Source organism: Flagellimonas alginilytica, from assembly GCF_042134605.1.
In the GTDB taxonomy this organism is placed as follows: domain Bacteria; phylum Bacteroidota; class Bacteroidia; order Flavobacteriales; family Flavobacteriaceae; genus Flagellimonas; species Flagellimonas alginolytica.
This window is the reverse complement of record NZ_CP169638.1, coordinates 2,090,003-2,108,874: the sequence shown is the minus strand read 5'-3', so window position 1 is coordinate 2,108,874 and position 18,872 is coordinate 2,090,003. Positions and strand designations below refer to the sequence as shown.

Genomic DNA, 18,872 nt, shown 5'->3' with positions numbered 1-18,872 from the left:
GTCTTTCCTATTTTTAGAATGGCAACGTTAATTTTTGTTCAAATGGATTGGGATTTATTACACAACACAAAACTCATATACGATGAGTATATGGAAGAATTGAAAAAACTAGACCTTAAATTCGAACCATTTCCCTTAGATGATGAATTACCAATTTACGAAATTGAAAGAGACTTGATATTCTCAAAATACAAACAAGAAATAATTAATGCATTTGAACACGACCATCAAGCAATATTAGATTCAGAGATTTTAACCGTTTTATGGAGTGACTTTGAATCATTTAAAGATTATTACTTTACTTTTCAAGGCATATTCTATAACCGTTATCCAGATGCAGAGGAAATAGATTACCTCAAAAACAAATACCATCCATTATGCGAAAAAAATCCTCTAGAAAAATTTATATCCGATACTGAACGTTTTCATAAACTGCATTTCTCCAACAAAAAGAAACGAGCATTTTTAGAAGAAAGAGCCAATCAATTAGGTTACCAACTTGTTTACGTTAGTAAGACTGAAAAATTAATAGTGACCAAATTTGAAAACAAATTGCAGAAGGATGAAAATGCACATCAAAATATTGCTGAAATAGATTTCGAAATAAACTCTAAACTTTCCGACAAAATCATATTATTACACGAATTGGGATTAATAAAACACCTGCGAAGTCAAACACCATTTTTAGAATCTACTAACGCATTGGCCAAATGTTTAGCAAAATTAACTGGCGAGAAACAAACATCTATTCAAAGTTGCTTAAACCCAATAATCAATCCCGACAGTTCACAAAAGAACAACCCACTTAAAAACATTCGAAATACAGACAAAGTGCGAAACTTTTTAATTGAATTGGGGTACAAACCATCTGAAAAAGACTAAATAAACTATTTAGGGATTCCCTAAAATATCCCTAACACAACTTTGAGCATTATTAATTCTAAAAATAGTGTTCAATGCAACAATTACAATTTATTGGCACAACGCCAGAACAACTACAAAAGGCAATCGCGGAAAATGTAAGAGGCCAATTAGAGGAACTAAAAAAGAGTTTTCAACCCAAAACCCCAGAGGAATTTTTAAGCAGGAAATCAACCGCCAAATTACTCAACATTAATTTGAGTACTCTACACCTATGGACAAAAAAGGGCATACTCAAATCCTACGGTATTTCCGGCAAGGTTTATTATAAGCGAAGCGAAGTAGAATCTGCATTAATCGAACTTTAATATCATGGCAACGATAACAATACCCAAGCCCGTTGTCATGGAGTTTGATCAGGACACGGATAAGATATTCAAAGAAGTACGACATTATAACCTCATCAAGGGCAAAAGCATATTTTCCCAAAAGTTGAACATTGGGATAAATAGAGGTTTCTCTAAAGCCACTTATGATTATTCCCTAAAGATTAGACAGGGTAATAAATGGTCAAAACAAGTTACTGGACTTTTCCCGACCCATGATCCAAACTTGTTTTATGGAGACACAAGGAACAAGAAGAATCTTTTATTGGCAAGGTTTACGCAGAACGGCAAAAGGTTGAGGTTATATTACTTCCAGAACTTCTATACAAGGCAAATAACCGCCTTTCTTAAAATATTCAACAAACATTACTAAAACAAAAGAGGGGTGCGCATAACACCCCTCAATTTTGTTCAAAATGCTATCGGCAACGATAACAATACAAAAATAGCAGTTTTTGCAACTAGTATAGTATAGTCAAAAAAAAGACTAAAAATTAATCCCTATTTGTTCAACGGACAACATATCGGCAACCTTATCAACAGACTATCTAAGAGACTGGAAAAACCAGAACTTTTATGATGGTAAAAGTGAACGATTGCATTTGAAGTTAAAGCATCCTTTGAGGCCAACAGGATTGCATTGGCTATCCATTAAGGAAAGTGAAATCCAGTTTAGTATTAACTCGCGAATTTTGAAAGACAATTATCCTAAGGGCATTTGTTTGGACACACTTGACCAATTGCACCAAATTTTAAAAGAAACTGGCATTGAACTTGACCCCTATTTTCCAGAGGCCACTGTACTAAACAAAGTCCACGTTAAAAACGACAACGATATAGAATTTAACGAACTAATGCAGGAACTTTCCATTATAGGAAACGCAAATAAGTATAATAAAGTGATTCGGGAAAACTCCATTACCTACGAATGCACCAACAAAACAGAAAAGACCAGTTTACGCATTTATGGGAAAGAACAAGAAATTAAGAATAATAGGAGCAAATACAATAAAATAGGTGTTGCACCAGTCCAATTTAAGGGCATAACGCGAACGGAGAGCCATTTTAATAATCCCTATTCTATACGCAAGCACCTAAATACAAAAAACCTCTTAGAAGTTCTTACAATGAAAAATATCAATCATAAATTATTGCAAAGCATCTTAAAGGACCAGCCCATGATAATAGAACAACCAGAATTGCAGCACATGAATTTGACTGAATTGAAAAACTACGCTCTTACTTTACTCTTAAACGGGATGCACAACGGTAATTTAAATGCCATTAGAAACGAAATAAAAAGCAGACTAGGGAAAGATACAAAACCAACCTACCAGATGAACAAAATAAAAGAATACTTGCCTATGGTAAAGAACCCCAGGGGCAAAGAATTAAAATCAGTTATAAAATTAATGGAAGACCTTAAAGAAAAATAAAGTACTAATACAAACAGCAGAATCAAAGGGTTTCCGCCCGGAATATGGAGTTTTTCGGAAACCATAAAAAAGAAGTCAAATAAACTTATTCTCTAGAGATTTAGGTTATTCCAAAAAGTAAAATTATGGGCAGATACTCAACTTGGCCAACATTAATTGATGATTTAAAGTGTTTGGACATTAAAGAACTTCGGGAATGGGGCTACTTGCAGGAAGGAATAAGAAAATCAGGCAACCTTACCTGGAGCAGGAACGGAATGAAAACCGCAGCAATTTCAATCATGGCAATTATAGACCACAATCCAAGGTTGCTACTCAGTTATTCCGTTAATGGTGAACCAATGAAATACAATGTTCTTTTGGCCGAAGTGCAATCTAATTTGGGCAAGGGAAGTTATTTTCAATTTGTATGCCCTAAGACATTTAAACGTTGCAGAAAACTTCACTTGATCAATGGATATTTTATGCACCGTTCAGTACTGAGCAATGCCATGTATGAAACCCAAACTCAATCCAAGTCCTATCGCAGGATAAAAGGGATATTTGAGCCTTACGTTTTACAGGATGAATATTATCGGGAACTTCATAAACCATACTTTAAAACCCATTACAACGGCAGACCAACTAAACGGTATTTATGGTTAATGGAAAAATTGAGAATGGCTGATAAAATGACCTTGCAACAGTATGAAAGTTTATTGATGTTTGGAGCTTGATTTATTATGCCCAATTGTCAACTACACTAAGCGCCCCCTTAAAATAACCCTTTATAGTTTTTCCTTCAAAAACCATTGTATATTCAATTTCGTATTGATCGTCAATTTTAGCAACAGTAACAATTAAATCATCATAAATTGAGCCAAGATTTTTTTTATAATCAACAAAATAATTATCCTCAATACTACTCCCGATAATCACCCTATTAAAATGAGCAATGTCATATACCCCATATGGGCCTTCATAATTCTTATTTAAAGTATATGTTCCTTCAGGAATTTCGTCCAACCTAGCACTCTCTGTTGGTATAGTCAACCAGATGTCAACAAAATTAATATTGGTGTCAACATCCTCTTCGAAATAAAACCCATTTCCATTTTCATTATTAACAAACTGCAATTTACAGGATGTTGTTGGAGGTTCATATTCAGGGCCTGGCTTGTTAATGCTTAATTGACCAAGTGCTATGGAATATCTATTGCAATTGTATGTAAACTCATTACCAATTGGTTCTAAAACATCTGTACAATCCTCATCTGATGAGCATGAATAAAAGTTAAAGAATAAAAATGCAAGTAAACAAAATACTAAGGGTTTGTTAAACATATTCAAGTTTTGAAACACAAAATAGGAAATAAAAACTTATTGTAGGACTTGCATTATTCCATAATCAGCATACCTGTAAGAAACTTGTCAAAATTTGATATTTATAACTTAGCAAAACCCAACCTTTAATGTAAACTTTTCTTAACCCGTCAACGTCATAAAACCTCATATTCCAAATGATAGTTATTGTTGGCATTGCACTTTAAAAAAGCGAGGATAAAACAATTATAGCACAATGTATTCCCAAATGAAAAACGGTTGAAAAACGGTTGAAAAACGGCTATGGCATCAATAAACTTTAATTTATCAAACATTAAATTAAATTGATTAATCAATCCTAAAACCAAACTTGAATATTCAAGTGTTTTTCAAAAAGTATTTCTAATCACAATCTTCTTGAATCCGTCTGAACCTATTCATACCCTTAAGCATTTCCCTAATTGCCAAATTATTTTCGGTAATATAAATAGCAGTATCAGGATCAACATAATATTCTTCAACTTTATCACCATTGATAGCCCTAATTTTAAAGGGATATTTTTCACCTTCTGTATTGAAGTACTGTACAATTGTACCGACCTCAATTATATTTGGCCCTGTATTAGTTTGAAAAATATTTGTTGACGCACTTAACTTTTCAATAAAAACTGGTGTATTCGAATCAAATTCAGAGTCACAATCTAAACCTTTATAGTATTCGATTAACTCATCAATGACCTTTTCCTTTTCCTTATGAACTTTTTCATTATCTGCTAGCCAATCACCAATAACCCTTTTGATGGAGTTAGAAGACCCGGATAATGAAAACTCCATCCTATTGATTCCACAATCATTCGAATGCCTGACATACATTTTTGATTTTTCCATCAATAATTTTATAAAGGAATACATATCAATACCCCTAATTTGATTTATAAAAAGGGCATCTCTATCAGTATTATCGTTTACATCATAAGCCGTATAAACTTCTCCATCCCCAAATGAAAATTCCAATGTGTTTGGATCACAACCAGTATATCCAAAATTGGTAATAAAAACATTGAAATTTCGTCGTCCACTAAATTTATTAATTACGAACATGGGTTCATTATATGGGGATCTACCATCGCCAACTACATAGGCGGTTTTATAATCACCATCAAATGGATCATTATCACTTTTGTATTTCCATTGAGCATTAACAATTGATGACACGCATAAAAAAAGAATCCAAACAGTTTTCATATAGTTTTAGGTTAGGTTGGCTTAAAAGGTAGTATTTTTTATTTTTTTTCGCCTACTGGGATTCCGTATTTGGGACAGAACAAAAATCGAAACATTACGCGCGCGAGGGAAATTAATAATCTTGCAAATCTTAGAGGCTTTACTTACTTTTAAAATCCCTCCCCCAATTTGCATACATTATTTAATCTTTCATAATGAAGACATTTATTTATTTTCTAGTATTCCTTTTTTGTTGTACGAGTTACTCACAAATGAGAATTTACAATTTAAAAGGAGAAGTTATAGAACCCGGAGAAGGGAATTCAATTAAATCTACGGTCAAAAAATATTTTCCTGATGAAGTTGGCAGCAAAACAGATATGATAGACTATAGAGAAGCAAAACTAACAACAATTGTTGCTAAAATGTTCTCATACGAACCAATGTTTTTGGTTGCTGAATTTCCCCGAGGAAAACAAAAAGAATACACTAAAGCAATTCTTGAAATTTTCAATAAAGAACATAAAGGCCACTATTTTGTTGACAAAGAACTTCTTTACAAATATGACCTAAGGCATGCAATCGAAAATGGATTTACAGATTTGTACTTTCTTGAAAGACTTGGAAAACCATATAATTCATACGGGGACAATGATGACAATAAAATATACTCATATCACGGCGATAAAAGAACAATCGATTTAATTTTTAGAAATGGACGTTTAGTTGATTTTAAAATATATGGAGCATATTAGAACTTAAATTCTAATAGTTGACAACTAGTTGACAAAAGAAGAAATAAAAAAGACCTAAACAATTGAATAACAATCGAATAGGCCTTACTTTCAGTGCGGGTGAAGGGAGTCGAACCCCCACGCCTTGCGGCACTAGATCCTAAGTCTAGCGTATATTGCACCAAAGAAACACAAAAACACTCATTATCAATTACTTATGTGTTTTGTCATTTTCTTTAAAGTCAATTAATATCAGTTAACATCAACATTTGTTGTACCTATGTTGTACCTAAAAAGACCAATAAATATGTATCTTTATAGAAAGACTACAACAGAAATTGTGCAAAAAACAAAATGTTGTACCTATGTTGTACCTGATTTGACTTTCGTACTCAAAAAAGGTCAATTATGTCATCAAATGCAAAAATAGTTCTTCGTAAAAAACCGAACGTTAAAGGTCAATATCCATTAGCTATTCGAATCACAAAAAACCGTCGCTCTACCTATCAGTATGTTGGTCATTATATCGATTTAGAGGAATGGGACGAAAAAAATCTTCGAGTAAAAAAAACAAATCCAAATGCTGATAACCTAAACAAGTTGCTATCACAACAACTTTCTGATGCCAATAAGGCTCTTATCGATTTACAGTCTGAGTATAAAGATGCCTCAGCAAACCAAATTAAAAAAGAAATATATGCGTCAGGGAATTCCTCAACTTTCTTTGAGCTGGCACAAGAACATCTGGACGAACTGAAAGTTGCAGAAAAGTTAAACCGTCTATCTACGGACAGCGCATTGATTAGTTATATTGTAAAATATCACAAATCTAAACAACTTTCATTTCAAGAAATTGATGAACGATTTCTTAAAAAATTGATGATATACCTCAAAGTTAAGCACCACCTTGCTGAGACTTCAATAATGAATATACTTGTCCTAATCCGCTTATTATTCAACAGAGCTATAAAGCTAAAAATAGTCAGTAGGGAACTATATCCTTTCGGTGGTGACAAAATTAAAATCAAGTTTCCTGAGACGACAAAAATAGGGTTGAATATTATTGAGGTAAGAGCTATTGAAGCTTTAGATAATCTAACCTACAATGAAATTCATACAAGAAACGTTTGGCTATTTAGCTTCAATTTTGCAGGAATGCGCGTTACAGATGTGCTTTGGACAAAATGGTCGGACATATATGATGACCGGTTACATTATAGAATGAATAAAAATTCAAAATTATTGTCCTTAAAAATTCCAGATAAGGTCCAAAGTATTTTGAATTACTATAGAAATGATAAGAGATTTGACACTGATTTTGTTTTTCCCGAATTAAAAAAGGCTAATCTCAATGACGCTAAGGATATCTATAATAAAAGAAAAACGGCGACAAAAAAATTCAATGATAACTTAAAATCAATTGGCAAAAAAGCAAAAATAGATAAGAAGATAACAATGCACATTGCTAGACATACTTTTGGCAATATTGCAGGTGATACCATTCATCCATTAATGCTGCAAAAACTTTATAGACATAGTGATTTAAAAACAACTTTGAATTATCAAGCAAATTTTATCCATAAGGAAGCTGATGATGCTCTAGACAGTGTAGTTAATTTTTAATTAATCTAAAGCAATAACAGCTACTTTTAACGTGGGATATATTTGATTTAATTAAGATAATTTTTGATTGAAACACTCCACCAACATTTTGTAGAGTTCTGGGTGCTTTCTCTTAAGTAAATCTGGACGTTCAAAAAAGTATTCAGAAGCTACTGCAAAGAATTCGGCTTGGTTAGTTCCTCCATATTTACGGATGTCGGATTGGTTACCATTTATGGCTTCCATTTCTCTATGAATCAAATTCAACCACGGGATGGTATATTGATGCTGTAATAGCCGTTCTGGAATCCCGTCCGTATGGTCATCGAGCTTATCAATAAGATGTACAAATTCGTGAATGCCCGTGTTGTTTTTATCGCTTTTGTTTTTGAAACCGTGGTAAAGGGCTTTTTTAGAAAGAATCATTTGTCTTTCAAAACGTCCGTTACCAACAATTCCACCTATATAACGGGATTTTTCCTTAGACCCAAATTGCATATCCTCATTGAAATTGTCTGGATACAGTAGGATTCCGCTTAAATTGGTGTAATGCCATTCTTTGAACCCAAATACGGGTATTACCGCACTTGCAGCGATTAGAATTTTGTCAAGTTCTTGCAATTCCAACTGTACACCATCAATATAAACTTCACTCAAAAATTGCATCATTCGCTGCTGAAATACCTCTTGCCTTTCTTTTGAAAGATTTCGATAGTAAAGTACGTTATCCAGCAACAAACTATGCCAATACTCTGGAAAAGGCTGTACCTTTTGCCGTTGTGCTTTTCTGTAAAAGTGAACAACCAAAAGAAGAATGACACCTAAGAGGATAGCGTAACCCATATCAAATTGAGTATGTTATGCTACAGACTCTGCCTTAAACCCTACTTTTTGCAAAGTAGTCTTAATAGCTTCTTCTGAAGCACCATCACTTTCTATTGTCAATATTTTGTCAGGATTGGCGGTATCTACTTCCCAACTTTCTACACCTTCCTGCTTGTTTAAAAAAGGGGTTACTTTTGATACGCACCCACCACAATTGATATTTGTTTTAAATTTTAAAGTTTTCATAGTTTCTGAATTTATGATTGTTAAAGTTTTACTTGTTTTAAGCGCAGACTATTGGCTACGACCGATACACTACTGAATGCCATTGCAGCTCCTGCTATCATTGGGTCCAACAAAAAGCCATTGATGGGATATAGCACACCTGCAGCTATCGGGATGCCAATGATGTTGTATATAAATGCCCAAAACAGATTTTGGCGAATACCCATAACGGTTTTCTTTGATAGTTTCAATGCTTTGGAAATTGACTGTAAATCTGAAGTTATCAAGGTCATTTTTGCAACGTCCATCGCGATGTCGGAACCTTTTCCCATTGCAATGCTGACATCGGCCTGTGCCAAGGCGTGTGAATCGTTGATACCATCGCCCACCATAGCCACCACTTTTCCATCGGCTTGTAATTTTTCCACAAAAGCGGCTTTATCCGAGGGCAATACCTCTCCTTGGTAGTTGGTTATCCCAACTTGTTGGGCCACCGCTGACGCAGTGTTGTTGTTATCGCCGGTAAGCATATAGACCTCAATTCCTTTTTCCTGCAATGTAGTTATGGCTTTTTTGGATGTTTCCTTTATTTTGTCCGCAATGGCGAGTATTGCCAACACTCGTTTATCATTGCTAAAGAATATGACGGTTTTTGCCTGGTCTTCAAGATTTTCAGATACTTCTATTAAAGCAGTATCGATTTGAATAGCATTTTCGACCATTAGCTTGTGGTTGCCTACAAAGTACGGTCTGCTATTTTCCAATTCTGCCTTGACACCCATTCCGGTGATACTTTCGAAAGAGGCAATTTCAGCGGGCTGAACACCTTGTTCCTTAAAATGGTTGACTACGGCTTCGGCTAGTGGATGTTCCGACTGAGCTTCAATCGCTAATAGAATTTGTTCGCATTTTTCCACTCCTTTAGTGTCCTCAGCCCAATGAATATCTGTTACCAAAGGTTTTCCTTGGGTAATAGTGCCCGTTTTATCGAGAATTACAGCATTGACCTTATGACCGAGCTCTAAACTTTCAGCATCCTTTATTAGGATATTGTTTTCTGCGCCTTTTCCTATGCCCACCATAATCGCTGTTGGTGTCGCCAATCCCAAAGCGCAAGGGCAAGCAATGACCAATACCGCTACCGAGGTTAGTAAGGCTTGGGAAAATGCGTTGTCGCCACCGACAAACATCCAAACAATAAATGTGATGATGGATATACCCAATACGATGGGAACAAATATTCCCGCTATTTTATCGACCAATTTTTGTACAGGTGCCTTACTTCCCTGAGCTTCCTGTACCATTTTGATGATTTGAGACAACAAAGTTTCACCACCCACTTTTTCGGCAGTGAATTGAAAACTCCCCTTTTGGTTGACGGTTCCTGCAAAAACTTTCTCTTCTGTAGATTTTTGCACTGGGACAGGTTCCCCTGTAATCATACTTTCATCTACATATGAACTTCCTTTTGACACTTGACCATCTACGGGAATTTTCTCGCCTGGGCGTACCAAAATGGTTTGCCCTACTTGAACTTGGGATATTGGAATTTCCTTTTCTTCACCATTCTCAATAATCTTTAGCGTTTTAGGCTGTAATCCCATTAATTTTTTAATAGCGGAAGAGGTATTCGATTTTGCTCTTTCTTCCAATAATTTTCCAAGGGAAATGAACGTAATGATGACCGTGGCAGCTTCGTAATACACGTGGGGGTCAATACCACGGCTCAACCAAAATTCAGGAAAGAGCGTATTAAAAACACTGAACAGAAAGGCGATACCTGTACTCAGGGCCACCAAGGTATCCATATTGGCCTTTCCGTACTTTGCCTGTTTAAAGGCATTGCCAAAAAAACTACGTCCAAACCAGAACAGTACCGGAATCGTAAGTACCAACGAAATCCATTTTCCCGGCTCCCATTCCATAAAGAACATCCCAAGGATAAAAATGGGCAGCGTCAAAATTGCGGACCAAATGGTACGGTTTTTTATATCTTGGTAATGTTGTTGCTGAAGTTCTTGTTGTACTTGCGAGGGGTCTTCGGTATCAATAATGATATCATAACCCACTTGACGCAAAGCGTTTTGTAATTTTTCTTCTGAAATGCTCTCATCATAATCAACCAATACGGAATTGCTAGCAAAATTTACGGTGGCCTTGTTGACACCGTCCGTATGGGAAAGAATTGACTCCACACTGCTTGCACAAGCAGCACAGGTCATACCCGTTACCGGAAAGGATTTTGTTATTCCTTGTTTACTGTTCTTTTCTTTGGTTTCGAATATGTTAATTGATTCCATAACTACTCCTTATTTTATAACACAAATTTCGGAATAGAATATGGCAATATTGTTACGTTATTCACTGAAAAAGTTGTAGAATGTTCAGCAAAACCAGCATACTATTCCATTTCAAGAAATTTTCTAAACTGATGATTTACTATTAAATTTCTAGCCATTCTTAAAAAAAGCTTTCCAAAGAAATCACCTAGTGATAGCAAGTGATTTTATTGGAAAACTTTTCTCCAAATAATTGATGCTGCCTTTATTTTCTCTTAGTCGTTTAGATTTTTTGTTTCCTCGGTAAGCGAACCTTCAAATTTGGGAATTGGGCGATTCTTTCTCTCCTCTTCTGTTTCCACTATTCCATTTTCCTTAATGTCATTGATTAACCATTGCATTTCCATTATTTCCCTACGTTGCGCCTTGATGATTTCATCGGCAATTTTCCTTACCCTGACATCTTTTATTTTAGAACGTTCGCTAGTTAAAATAGCTATAGAGTGATGGGGTATCATTCCTTCCATATAGTCAACACCGGAAACCGTGACCTGACTTCTGACCAGCCATATACCACCTACAATCAACAGAATACCCAAGGCAAATATTGAAATGTTCTTATTTCGGTCTTTGTACATTTGCAACATATACAGTAGCATAATAATGACCATCGACCCACCCATAATCAGGGTCATAAAAAAACGGGTCTCACTGTACCAGAAATGGTCAATAATCTGATACGAGTGTGTGTACATCAAAAAGAACATCGCAACCATTGAGGTGCCAATCATTGCGAAAAATTTTAAATAATTATTTGGCTTTTTTTCGTTGTTTTCCATAGTTTATATTTTTGGTTATTTTAATTAATTTAATTCATTAAAATTAAGATTTATACAAAACAAGTATTTGCTACAATAGGTAATACTTTAACTCATTTAAAACACTAATCGATTTTACCACATAAAAGTGGCATTGAACTCTCAATATCCTAAAATTTATCAAGCGATTTTCTGTTCTTATCTCTATTATTTTTAAACTGTGTAGGTGTCATTCCCGTAACTTTTTTAAACTGATTACTTAAGTAAGCAACGCTACTATAGTTTAACTTAAAAGCTATTTCGCTTAAGGTTAACTCGTCATAAACGATGAGTTCTTTAACACGCTCAATTTTTTGGTTAATGATATATTGTTCAAAAGTGATACTCTCTACTGATGAAAAAAGTGAGCTTAAATATTTATAGTCCAGGCGCAATTTTTCACTAATAAAGTCTGTCCATTTAATGTTCAAATCTTCTGATGAGTAATAAATTTTGTCTACCACCAAGGTTTTCATCTGTTCTATAAGCTGACTTCTACGGTCGTTGATTAAACTGAATCCAATATCTTGAAGTGCTTTGGAAAACTTGTTTTTATTTTCCACGCTTAAAGATTTTGTTAATTCAACTTCTCCCAATTTTATTGAGCTATATGGTATCTTCAGTTCTTGCAAAATATTAGATACCGCAGAGATACATCGCGGACATACCATATTTTTTATGTGAACTTTATAACTCATTTTTTTTAAAACAACTTTATCCCAGCTTTTGAAAGTGAATAGAAATACGCTGCAATAGCGGCTATAATAAATATGATGATTAGGGCCAATATTCCAATAATTCTATCTTTTTTAGTGATATTGTTCTTAGTTCGGCGCTTATTTCTTTCAGCTTTTCTCCTATTTCTTCTACTCTCACTCATCATCGCTCTTCTTACCATTGCATATATTTCTTTATGGAACTCTTATTTAAGGCTGACCTATTCTAAAGTCTCCCTTACTTCACCACATTTTAGCATTGCTTCTCCGTAATACGGATTACGAATTTCTTCTTCGAGACTTAACCAAAAGGCACCTTTATTGTTATCTGCCATAGGGCAAAAATCACGGTATACTTTTTGGTTAACTCCAAAAAGCTTTATACCACTTGTTATATGAGCAGAAAGATGCTTAAAATGGTCTCTCTGTACTGCTATATCTGAATTGTTTTCAATGGCATTTGCAGAGTTTTTCAGTTCTTTTTGAATCGTCATCCAATGGTTATGTGCTTCCTCATTAGTCAATAATTTCATATCTACCTTTGCTAGATTCTGACCTATTTTTTTTGCTGCAGTCTGTGCTTCTGTGGCATTGTCATTAACAAGGGCATCCTTCAGAAGAATATAGCCTTCTAAAACGCTTTTTAATTGATTTTGAAATTTGCCGGCAACTTTTATTCTTTTATTCATCTCTGAATGATTTGTGTTGTTCATTTTATCTCCCGAACCATCATTTTGCATCCCCAAGTGCCCTTCGTGTCCTGTCATTGTTTTGCCCCCTTCAGTATTCATCATAGATTTCTTTCCTTGCAATTGAGCAGCAGCGTCAACCGTAAACGTTCCGTTTGTTACGATTTCATCACCATTTTGCAATCCTTCGATAATGGTATAGGTGTCTCCACTAGCATTACCAAGTAATACCTCACGCATTTCAAAAACTGGCTCATTAGGGTTAGTCTTAACGTAAACCACAGAACGTTCTCCTGTCCACATTACTGCACTTGCTGGTACATTGATGGCTTCGTTCATCTGCATTTCAGCTCCTTCAACCTTTCCTTCTACAAACATCCCTGGTTTAAATTTGTCTTTTCTATTATTTAATACAGCACGAACAACTATGGTTCTTGTAGCTGAATTAAGAATTGGGTCTATAAATGAAATTTTAGCATCAAACTCTTGATTTGGATATGCGTTAGTGACAATTTTTATACTTTGACCTTCTTTTAGTGAAGCTATTTGGTTTTCATACGCATCGAACTCTGCCCAAACAGTATTTAAATTTGCTATTTTGTAAAGCGGTTGACCCAGTTTTACATAATCACCTTCTTCCACCATTTTATGGGTAACAGTTCCTGAAACAGTGGCATATACAGGAAAGTATTCCTGCACTTTTCCTGCCTGCTCAATAGCATTAATTTGCTTTTCTGAAAGTTTCCATAATTTGAGTTTGTTTCGGACAGCCGAATATAGTTCAGGTTGAGATTCCTTTAGGGAAGCAGCTGTTAAGAGTTCTTGCTGGGCGGACACTAATTCTGGCGAATAAATAGTGGCCAAACGCTGCCCTTTACCAACTCTTTCTCCTGTAGAGTTCACATAAAGCTTTTCAATCCTACCTGCAAAATAAGTTACTTGAACAGCATTGGACTCTTCATTTTCCCTTATTTTTCCCGATAGTTTAAGTGTACCTGCTTCAATGGCTCCTGACCCTACTACTGTTGTTTGAATATTAGCTAATGCCATTGCGTTTTCAGTCATTTTAAACTGGTCTGCCAATAATCCATCGGCACCTGTTTCCGCAGGTATTAAATCCATACCACATATAGGGCAATCACCCGGTTCGGGTTGCATTATCTGTGGGTGCATTGAGCAGGTCCACATTTGACCTGATGCAATTTCCTCTGAATGATTGTGGTCGTCTTTAACCTTGTTTGTTGCAGTATCAGCAGAACCTCCACCAAATATTAGATAGCCACCTAGTAGGCCAACAATTAATGCAACACCTATGTATATGATGTTTTTATTCATAATATTATTTATTTTTCTTTTTTATTATCTTTCTGATTGTAGGTGATGATGTATACCATAGTAAAAACCCACTCAATACTGTTATTAATCCCAATAATGAGAATGCCCTTAAAACGGTGGTGTTAAAATTATCTCGACCTTCATAATCCATTGTATGTGTCATCCATAGAAAATCGAACCAACGCCAACGGCGATGCCTAACAGTTTGGAATTTCCCATCATTTACTGACACATAGACTTTTAAAGCTTCATTATCTGCATAGGATATCACATAAGCCGGCAATAGCCTTTCTCGATACTCGTGCTGTTTGCCTACTTCTGTGATACGCTCCACATTAATAATTTCTAATTCTTTCTTCATATACTGTTTTGCTACATAAACTGCCTCGTCTTTGCTTATTTCTGATTTTAGTTCTCCATTTAAGGCATTGAAAAGCTGTTGTTCATTTATCCAGTAATAGGGTATTTTATTTATATCTCTTAGTTCTATTGTGCGTATGCCTTTTGGCACGTCTAATTGAGCAGGACTTAAAAGGTTTTGAAATGCCTTTGGCTGATACTGTAAATTCTTAAACTGGTCACCGTGTATATCATCTATATCGGTCCAACTAAAATATAAACCACTGATAGTCCACATTAGGAATTGGATGCCAATGAAAAGACCTAAGTATCTATGAGTCTTTCTAATTTTTAGTGCCGTTTTTCTACCTATCATTAGCCGCTATTTTTTATTTCTTGATGATGAATGTGTTTTAATAATTTTCCATTTTCCTTCCACCTTCTTTAAAATTGATGTTGCAACTCCTTTTTTCTTTATGGTACGGGAATTACCCTTATCGTCTGGGATTAAAACAATGGTATAGATGTAGGTTTCTGTAGTAAAGGCATATGGCGCATCTACTTGCACATCAATTTCGTAATCTGAGAATACAAAACTTTTAAAGTGCCCTAATTCTGGTCCCAAATGATGTTCTATATAGTGAGTATAGCTCCCTTCTACACCTCCAGATTCATATACCTCAGAATCTTTAGCAAACAACTCGAATGTGCCTTCAGTTGTAAGATTCTGTAATGCATCTTTGTATGATTTCATTACTTCGATAACATCTTGCTTATCTATTGTATCCTCACTATTCTGTGCATTTGTAAAATTGACTGTTGTAATGAGAACAGTCATTAGTGTAATTAATTTAAGTACTTTCATAATTATAGTTATTAAACGGGTTATTTGTCAACGTGTATTCTATTAATATTGGCAATACCAAAAACCAAAACAAAAAAGCTCAAGAAAACTTCCATAATTACCAAGAGTTTACCAGAAATAGTTAAAGGCACTATATCACCAAAGCCAACGGATGAAAAAGTGATTAGACTGAAATATGTAAATTCAAAAAATTCTAGAAGGAATGAACCATTAATTGATGTTGCTGACTTAAAATTTTCTGAATTCAATACGTACAATGCTAAATAATCTGCTGAAAATGATAGGATTATCAAAACAATTAACACTGCAAATAATGTTAGAACGTGTGTAAGCTGATGGCTTTCTCCTATTATTTTACTTAACTGTAGAAAAGTGAGCCTAACAATAAAAATCGTTTTGACAAAGGCCAACCCAACTACCAACACTGGTAGAAACAAGCTGTCGGGGTTTTCATTAACCCATAATACATAGCTTAATGACAAAACAACAACTACGCTTGTGGTGAACAATACTTTTTTAAAGAGCTGCTCATAAAAACTAGTACTTTCAGGTGTTTTTGCCATATCTTCCTTATTCACTTTTATTAATCCTTTAATCAAATAATTGAAGTACTAATGCACCACCAATTATTATTAACAGTATTACATAGATTAAATAGTTGAACCATTTTTTAATAATAGATTTTTCTGCTTTTTGATGGCATCCGTCTTTGCAACAATCTTTCATAGTTTTAAAACCTTATGTTGTACTTAAATCCACACGGTTAACACGTGATTATGAGAGTCAAACTCTATCCATCAATCAAAAAAACAGGCATTACTTCCATAATCCAGTACTTTTCTATGAGTTCTCTTTTTCACTTTTTATTTTGCCTGACATAGGAAGAGAGATACTAGTAATCTAGGGGGATTTATTCCCTCTCCCTTATGCAGGCTGCTATTAACCAAATCAACCTTTCTTTTTCAAAAATCTTGTGCCTGACACGGGAAGGAACTAACACTAACCATCAACATTTTCCTTCCCACGACAGGACTTTTGCTATTCCGAAGTCTAATAATACCTTCCTATCTACTGTTAACTAACAAACCAGTATGATAGAATGGTCCCTATAGAGTTTCTATTGAATAGTCTTTTGTACTTTACCACATTTTAGCATTCGGCTTCCATAGTATGGGTTTCTAACTTCTTCATTTGCACTCAACCAAGCACTGCCTTTATCATACATTGGGCAAAACTGCTGGTAAAGCATATTCTTTGAACCTGTGATAGCCACCATATCCGTTATATCCTTACTTAATGTTTTAAAATGCTCTCTTTGATGACCAATATCGCTTTTTGCAATATGCTCTGCGTGCTCCATAGCATCGTCAATAATATCAGTCAATTCTTTTTGCTCCTCTTCGGTATAATTTGACGTATCAAATGCTTTTAGTGAAGCCGCCAATTTAGTACCTGTCGCAGCTGCTTTCTTTGAATCATCCGCTACCAATGCGTCTTTTAGATTGAAATAATCACTTAAAATCGCTTCGGACTTTAAATCACTCTTCATATTCATCATTTTATCGTGATGATGTTTGTGACCCATTTTTTCTTTTTCCTGTGCGTTGGTAAAAGAAACTGCTAACAATAGCATCACTGCTATATTCATTTTTAAATTTTTCATCTTATCTGTTTTTTTTATTTATAAACTATCTTTTAAATTTTCCATATACTTAACAACCTGCTTAGTTTCTTCTTCTGAAAAAATGGCATCCTTGTGAATTAAGGTGTAAGAAGCTAAAGGCATCTCACCACTTTCAATTTGTTTAATGATGGACCTTAGCTTACTGGCTTTTCTACGGTTTGATAGAGCATCCCACTCGTTAAAATTTAGCTCTGATTTTCCTTCTTTTATATGTCCTTCAAGAAACCAAGCCACAGGTTGCACCTTGTTGTACCAAGGGTATTGTGTATTGTTACTATGGCAATCATAACAAGAGACCCGCAACTTGTCCTTGATATCACTTGGGACATCATTCACCAACATAAAGTCGGTTTTTGGGACACTGTCGCTTTGATTGCGGTCTACAGGAATAAACTGTATGACCACAAAGGCAACCAACAATACTATTGCTATGATTTTTACAGCCTTCATTTAATTGATTTCTTTTTGAACTTTTCCGCAGGTTAACATTTTGCTTCCGTAGTATGGATTTTTGATATCCTCACTCATACTCAACCAAGCGCTACCCCCATCGTACATTGGACAGAATTGTTGATATAGTGTGTTCTCAGTTCCTGTGATTGCCACCATATCGGTCATATCCTTACTCAATATTTTGAAATGCTCTCGCTGGTGTGCGATATCACTTTCTGATATATGCTCTGCGTGTTCTACCGCATCCTCAACAATGTCCCTTAAATCTGATTGCTGGGCACCCGTATATTTTGAAATATCAAGCTTGCCTAAGGATGTTGCAAGGATTGCTCCCAGCTCTTTGGCTTTGGCATTATCATCTCCTACCAAGGCATCTTTTAAGTTGAAGTAGTCATTTAAGACTGCTTGTGGATTGCCATCTCCACTCATTGCCATTTCCTTTTTCTCTCCATCGTGGTGACCATCACTATTGTCGTGATTCATTTTTGAATGGTCACCATTAGCATTCATTTCTGAATGATGGTCAGTAGAATTATTTTTCTCTGTTTTGGCATCTTTACAAGACGCTGCTGTTAGGGTTACAAATGCTATTGCAACTACTCCTATTACTAATTTTAATTTGCTCATTTTGTTTTTGATTTATGTTTGTATTTATTTTTAGTGTTCTATAGCTTTTCAATGACGTTTTCCAACATTGCCGAAATCTCGTCCGCAATTTTCTCTAAATCTTCATTCTCTACAGCCTGCATAGATGCCATAGGATTTACTGCAGCAACTTCAAAAACTCCTGCTTCAATTTCCTGAACTATAACATTACAGGGTAGCATCGTTCCAATCTTATCCTCAGCTTGTAACGCTTTATGGGCATAGGGTGGATTGCACGCTCCCAAAATCTTATACTTCTTAAAGTTCACGTCTAATTTATTCTTCAGGGTTTCTGATACGTCAATTTCTGTGAGTATTCCAAAACCTTCTTCTTTTAATTTTTGTGTAACTTTATCAATAATCCCTTCAAAGGTTCCATTGATTGTCTTATTAAAGTAGTAGCTCATATTTCTAT

General features: G+C 35.1%; 22 protein-coding genes. 7 read left to right on the top strand and 15 right to left on the bottom strand.

The annotated features are described in order from the left end of the window. Positions 1-18 precede the first annotated feature (18 nt). The 5 genes from ABTP35_RS09310 (at position 19) to ABTP35_RS09290 (ending at position 3,399) form a co-directional block, all read left to right on the top strand. Positions 19-882: a hypothetical protein gene (locus tag ABTP35_RS09310; RefSeq protein ID WP_293296821.1), complete on the top strand. Its 864-nt coding sequence runs from the start codon at positions 19-21 to the stop codon at positions 880-882. A gap of 74 nt (positions 883-956) precedes the next feature. Then, on the top strand, positions 957-1,229 hold the full coding sequence (locus ABTP35_RS09305; protein WP_293296823.1) for a helix-turn-helix domain-containing protein: 273 nt from the start codon (positions 957-959) through the stop codon (positions 1,227-1,229). Positions 1,230-1,233: 4 nt separating this feature from the next. Further along, positions 1,234-1,620 (top strand): hypothetical protein, encoded by a 387-nt coding sequence (locus ABTP35_RS09300; RefSeq protein WP_293296825.1) that lies wholly within the window; start codon positions 1,234-1,236, stop codon positions 1,618-1,620. Between the two features lie 319 nt (positions 1,621-1,939). Further along, positions 1,940-2,683: a hypothetical protein gene (locus tag ABTP35_RS09295; protein WP_293296827.1), complete on the top strand. Its 744-nt coding sequence runs from the start codon at positions 1,940-1,942 to the stop codon at positions 2,681-2,683. 125 nt (positions 2,684-2,808) lie between these two features. Beyond that, on the top strand, positions 2,809-3,399 hold the full coding sequence (locus ABTP35_RS09290) for a hypothetical protein (RefSeq protein ID WP_293296829.1): 591 nt from the start codon (positions 2,809-2,811) through the stop codon (positions 3,397-3,399). A gap of 4 nt (positions 3,400-3,403) precedes the next feature. On the opposite strand, the gene ABTP35_RS09285 is transcribed toward ABTP35_RS09290, so the two are convergent. After that, the gene (locus ABTP35_RS09285) at positions 3,404-4,006 is read right to left on the bottom strand and encodes a hypothetical protein (protein ID WP_293296831.1); all 603 of its coding nucleotides are present in this window, start codon (positions 4,004-4,006) and stop codon (positions 3,404-3,406) included. Positions 4,007-4,387: 381 nt separating this feature from the next. Further along, complete coding sequence (locus ABTP35_RS09280; protein WP_293296833.1) at positions 4,388-5,230, bottom strand: hypothetical protein; 843 nt, start codon at positions 5,228-5,230, stop codon at positions 4,388-4,390. A 251-nt stretch (positions 5,231-5,481) separates the two neighbouring features. On the opposite strand from ABTP35_RS09280, the gene ABTP35_RS09275 reads away from it, so the two are divergent. After that, a complete protein-coding gene (locus ABTP35_RS09275; RefSeq protein ID WP_375334182.1) occupies positions 5,482-5,964 on the top strand; it encodes a hypothetical protein in 483 nt (160 codons plus the stop codon). A gap of 387 nt (positions 5,965-6,351) precedes the next feature. Beyond that, complete coding sequence (locus tag ABTP35_RS09270) at positions 6,352-7,566, top strand: site-specific integrase (RefSeq protein ID WP_087524345.1); 1,215 nt, start codon at positions 6,352-6,354, stop codon at positions 7,564-7,566. Positions 7,567-7,617: 51 nt separating this feature from the next. Here the strand turns inward: ABTP35_RS09270 and ABTP35_RS09265 are convergent, their stop codons facing one another. The 13 genes from ABTP35_RS09265 to ABTP35_RS09205 form a co-directional block, all read right to left on the bottom strand. After that, positions 7,618-8,388: a zinc-dependent peptidase gene (locus tag ABTP35_RS09265; RefSeq protein WP_087524344.1), complete on the bottom strand. Its 771-nt coding sequence runs from the start codon at positions 8,386-8,388 to the stop codon at positions 7,618-7,620. Positions 8,389-8,403: 15 nt separating this feature from the next. Then, entirely contained in the window at positions 8,404-8,616 is a 213-nt protein-coding gene (locus ABTP35_RS09260; protein ID WP_087524343.1) for a heavy-metal-associated domain-containing protein, read from the bottom strand. Positions 8,617-8,636: 20 nt separating this feature from the next. Further along, positions 8,637-10,895: a heavy metal translocating P-type ATPase gene (locus ABTP35_RS09255; protein WP_281138993.1), complete on the bottom strand. Its 2,259-nt coding sequence runs from the start codon at positions 10,893-10,895 to the stop codon at positions 8,637-8,639. 254 nt (positions 10,896-11,149) lie between these two features. Next, positions 11,150-11,713 (bottom strand): DUF305 domain-containing protein, encoded by a 564-nt coding sequence (locus ABTP35_RS09250; protein WP_281138994.1) that lies wholly within the window; start codon positions 11,711-11,713, stop codon positions 11,150-11,152. Positions 11,714-11,862: 149 nt separating this feature from the next. Further along, positions 11,863-12,429, bottom strand: coding sequence for a helix-turn-helix domain-containing protein (locus ABTP35_RS09245; RefSeq protein ID WP_293296920.1), 567 nt, complete (start codon positions 12,427-12,429; stop codon positions 11,863-11,865). A 239-nt stretch (positions 12,430-12,668) separates the two neighbouring features. Next, on the bottom strand, positions 12,669-14,471 hold the full coding sequence (locus tag ABTP35_RS09240; RefSeq protein ID WP_281138996.1) for an efflux RND transporter periplasmic adaptor subunit: 1,803 nt from the start codon (positions 14,469-14,471) through the stop codon (positions 12,669-12,671). A gap of 4 nt (positions 14,472-14,475) precedes the next feature. Beyond that, on the bottom strand, positions 14,476-15,186 hold the full coding sequence (locus ABTP35_RS09235; protein ID WP_281138997.1) for a PepSY domain-containing protein: 711 nt from the start codon (positions 15,184-15,186) through the stop codon (positions 14,476-14,478). Between the two features lie 6 nt (positions 15,187-15,192). Further along, on the bottom strand, positions 15,193-15,675 hold the full coding sequence (locus ABTP35_RS09230; RefSeq protein WP_009778917.1) for a nuclear transport factor 2 family protein: 483 nt from the start codon (positions 15,673-15,675) through the stop codon (positions 15,193-15,195). A gap of 20 nt (positions 15,676-15,695) precedes the next feature. Further along, positions 15,696-16,253, bottom strand: a complete 558-nt coding sequence (locus ABTP35_RS09225) for a potassium channel family protein (protein ID WP_232454931.1) — start codon at positions 16,251-16,253, stop codon at positions 15,696-15,698. A gap of 539 nt (positions 16,254-16,792) precedes the next feature. Continuing rightward, positions 16,793-17,338: a DUF3347 domain-containing protein gene (locus ABTP35_RS09220; RefSeq protein ID WP_087524316.1), complete on the bottom strand. Its 546-nt coding sequence runs from the start codon at positions 17,336-17,338 to the stop codon at positions 16,793-16,795. An 18-nt stretch (positions 17,339-17,356) separates the two neighbouring features. Beyond that, on the bottom strand, positions 17,357-17,809 hold the full coding sequence (locus ABTP35_RS09215) for a heme-binding domain-containing protein (protein WP_009778913.1): 453 nt from the start codon (positions 17,807-17,809) through the stop codon (positions 17,357-17,359). After that, positions 17,810-18,439 carry a DUF3347 domain-containing protein gene (locus ABTP35_RS09210; protein WP_087524315.1) on the bottom strand — a complete coding sequence of 210 codons (630 nt, stop codon included), beginning with the start codon at positions 18,437-18,439 and terminating at the stop codon, positions 17,810-17,812. It lies immediately after the preceding gene. A 38-nt stretch (positions 18,440-18,477) separates the two neighbouring features. Further along, entirely contained in the window at positions 18,478-18,864 is a 387-nt protein-coding gene (locus ABTP35_RS09205; protein WP_087524314.1) for a DUF302 domain-containing protein, read from the bottom strand. Positions 18,865-18,872: the final 8 nt, after the last annotated feature.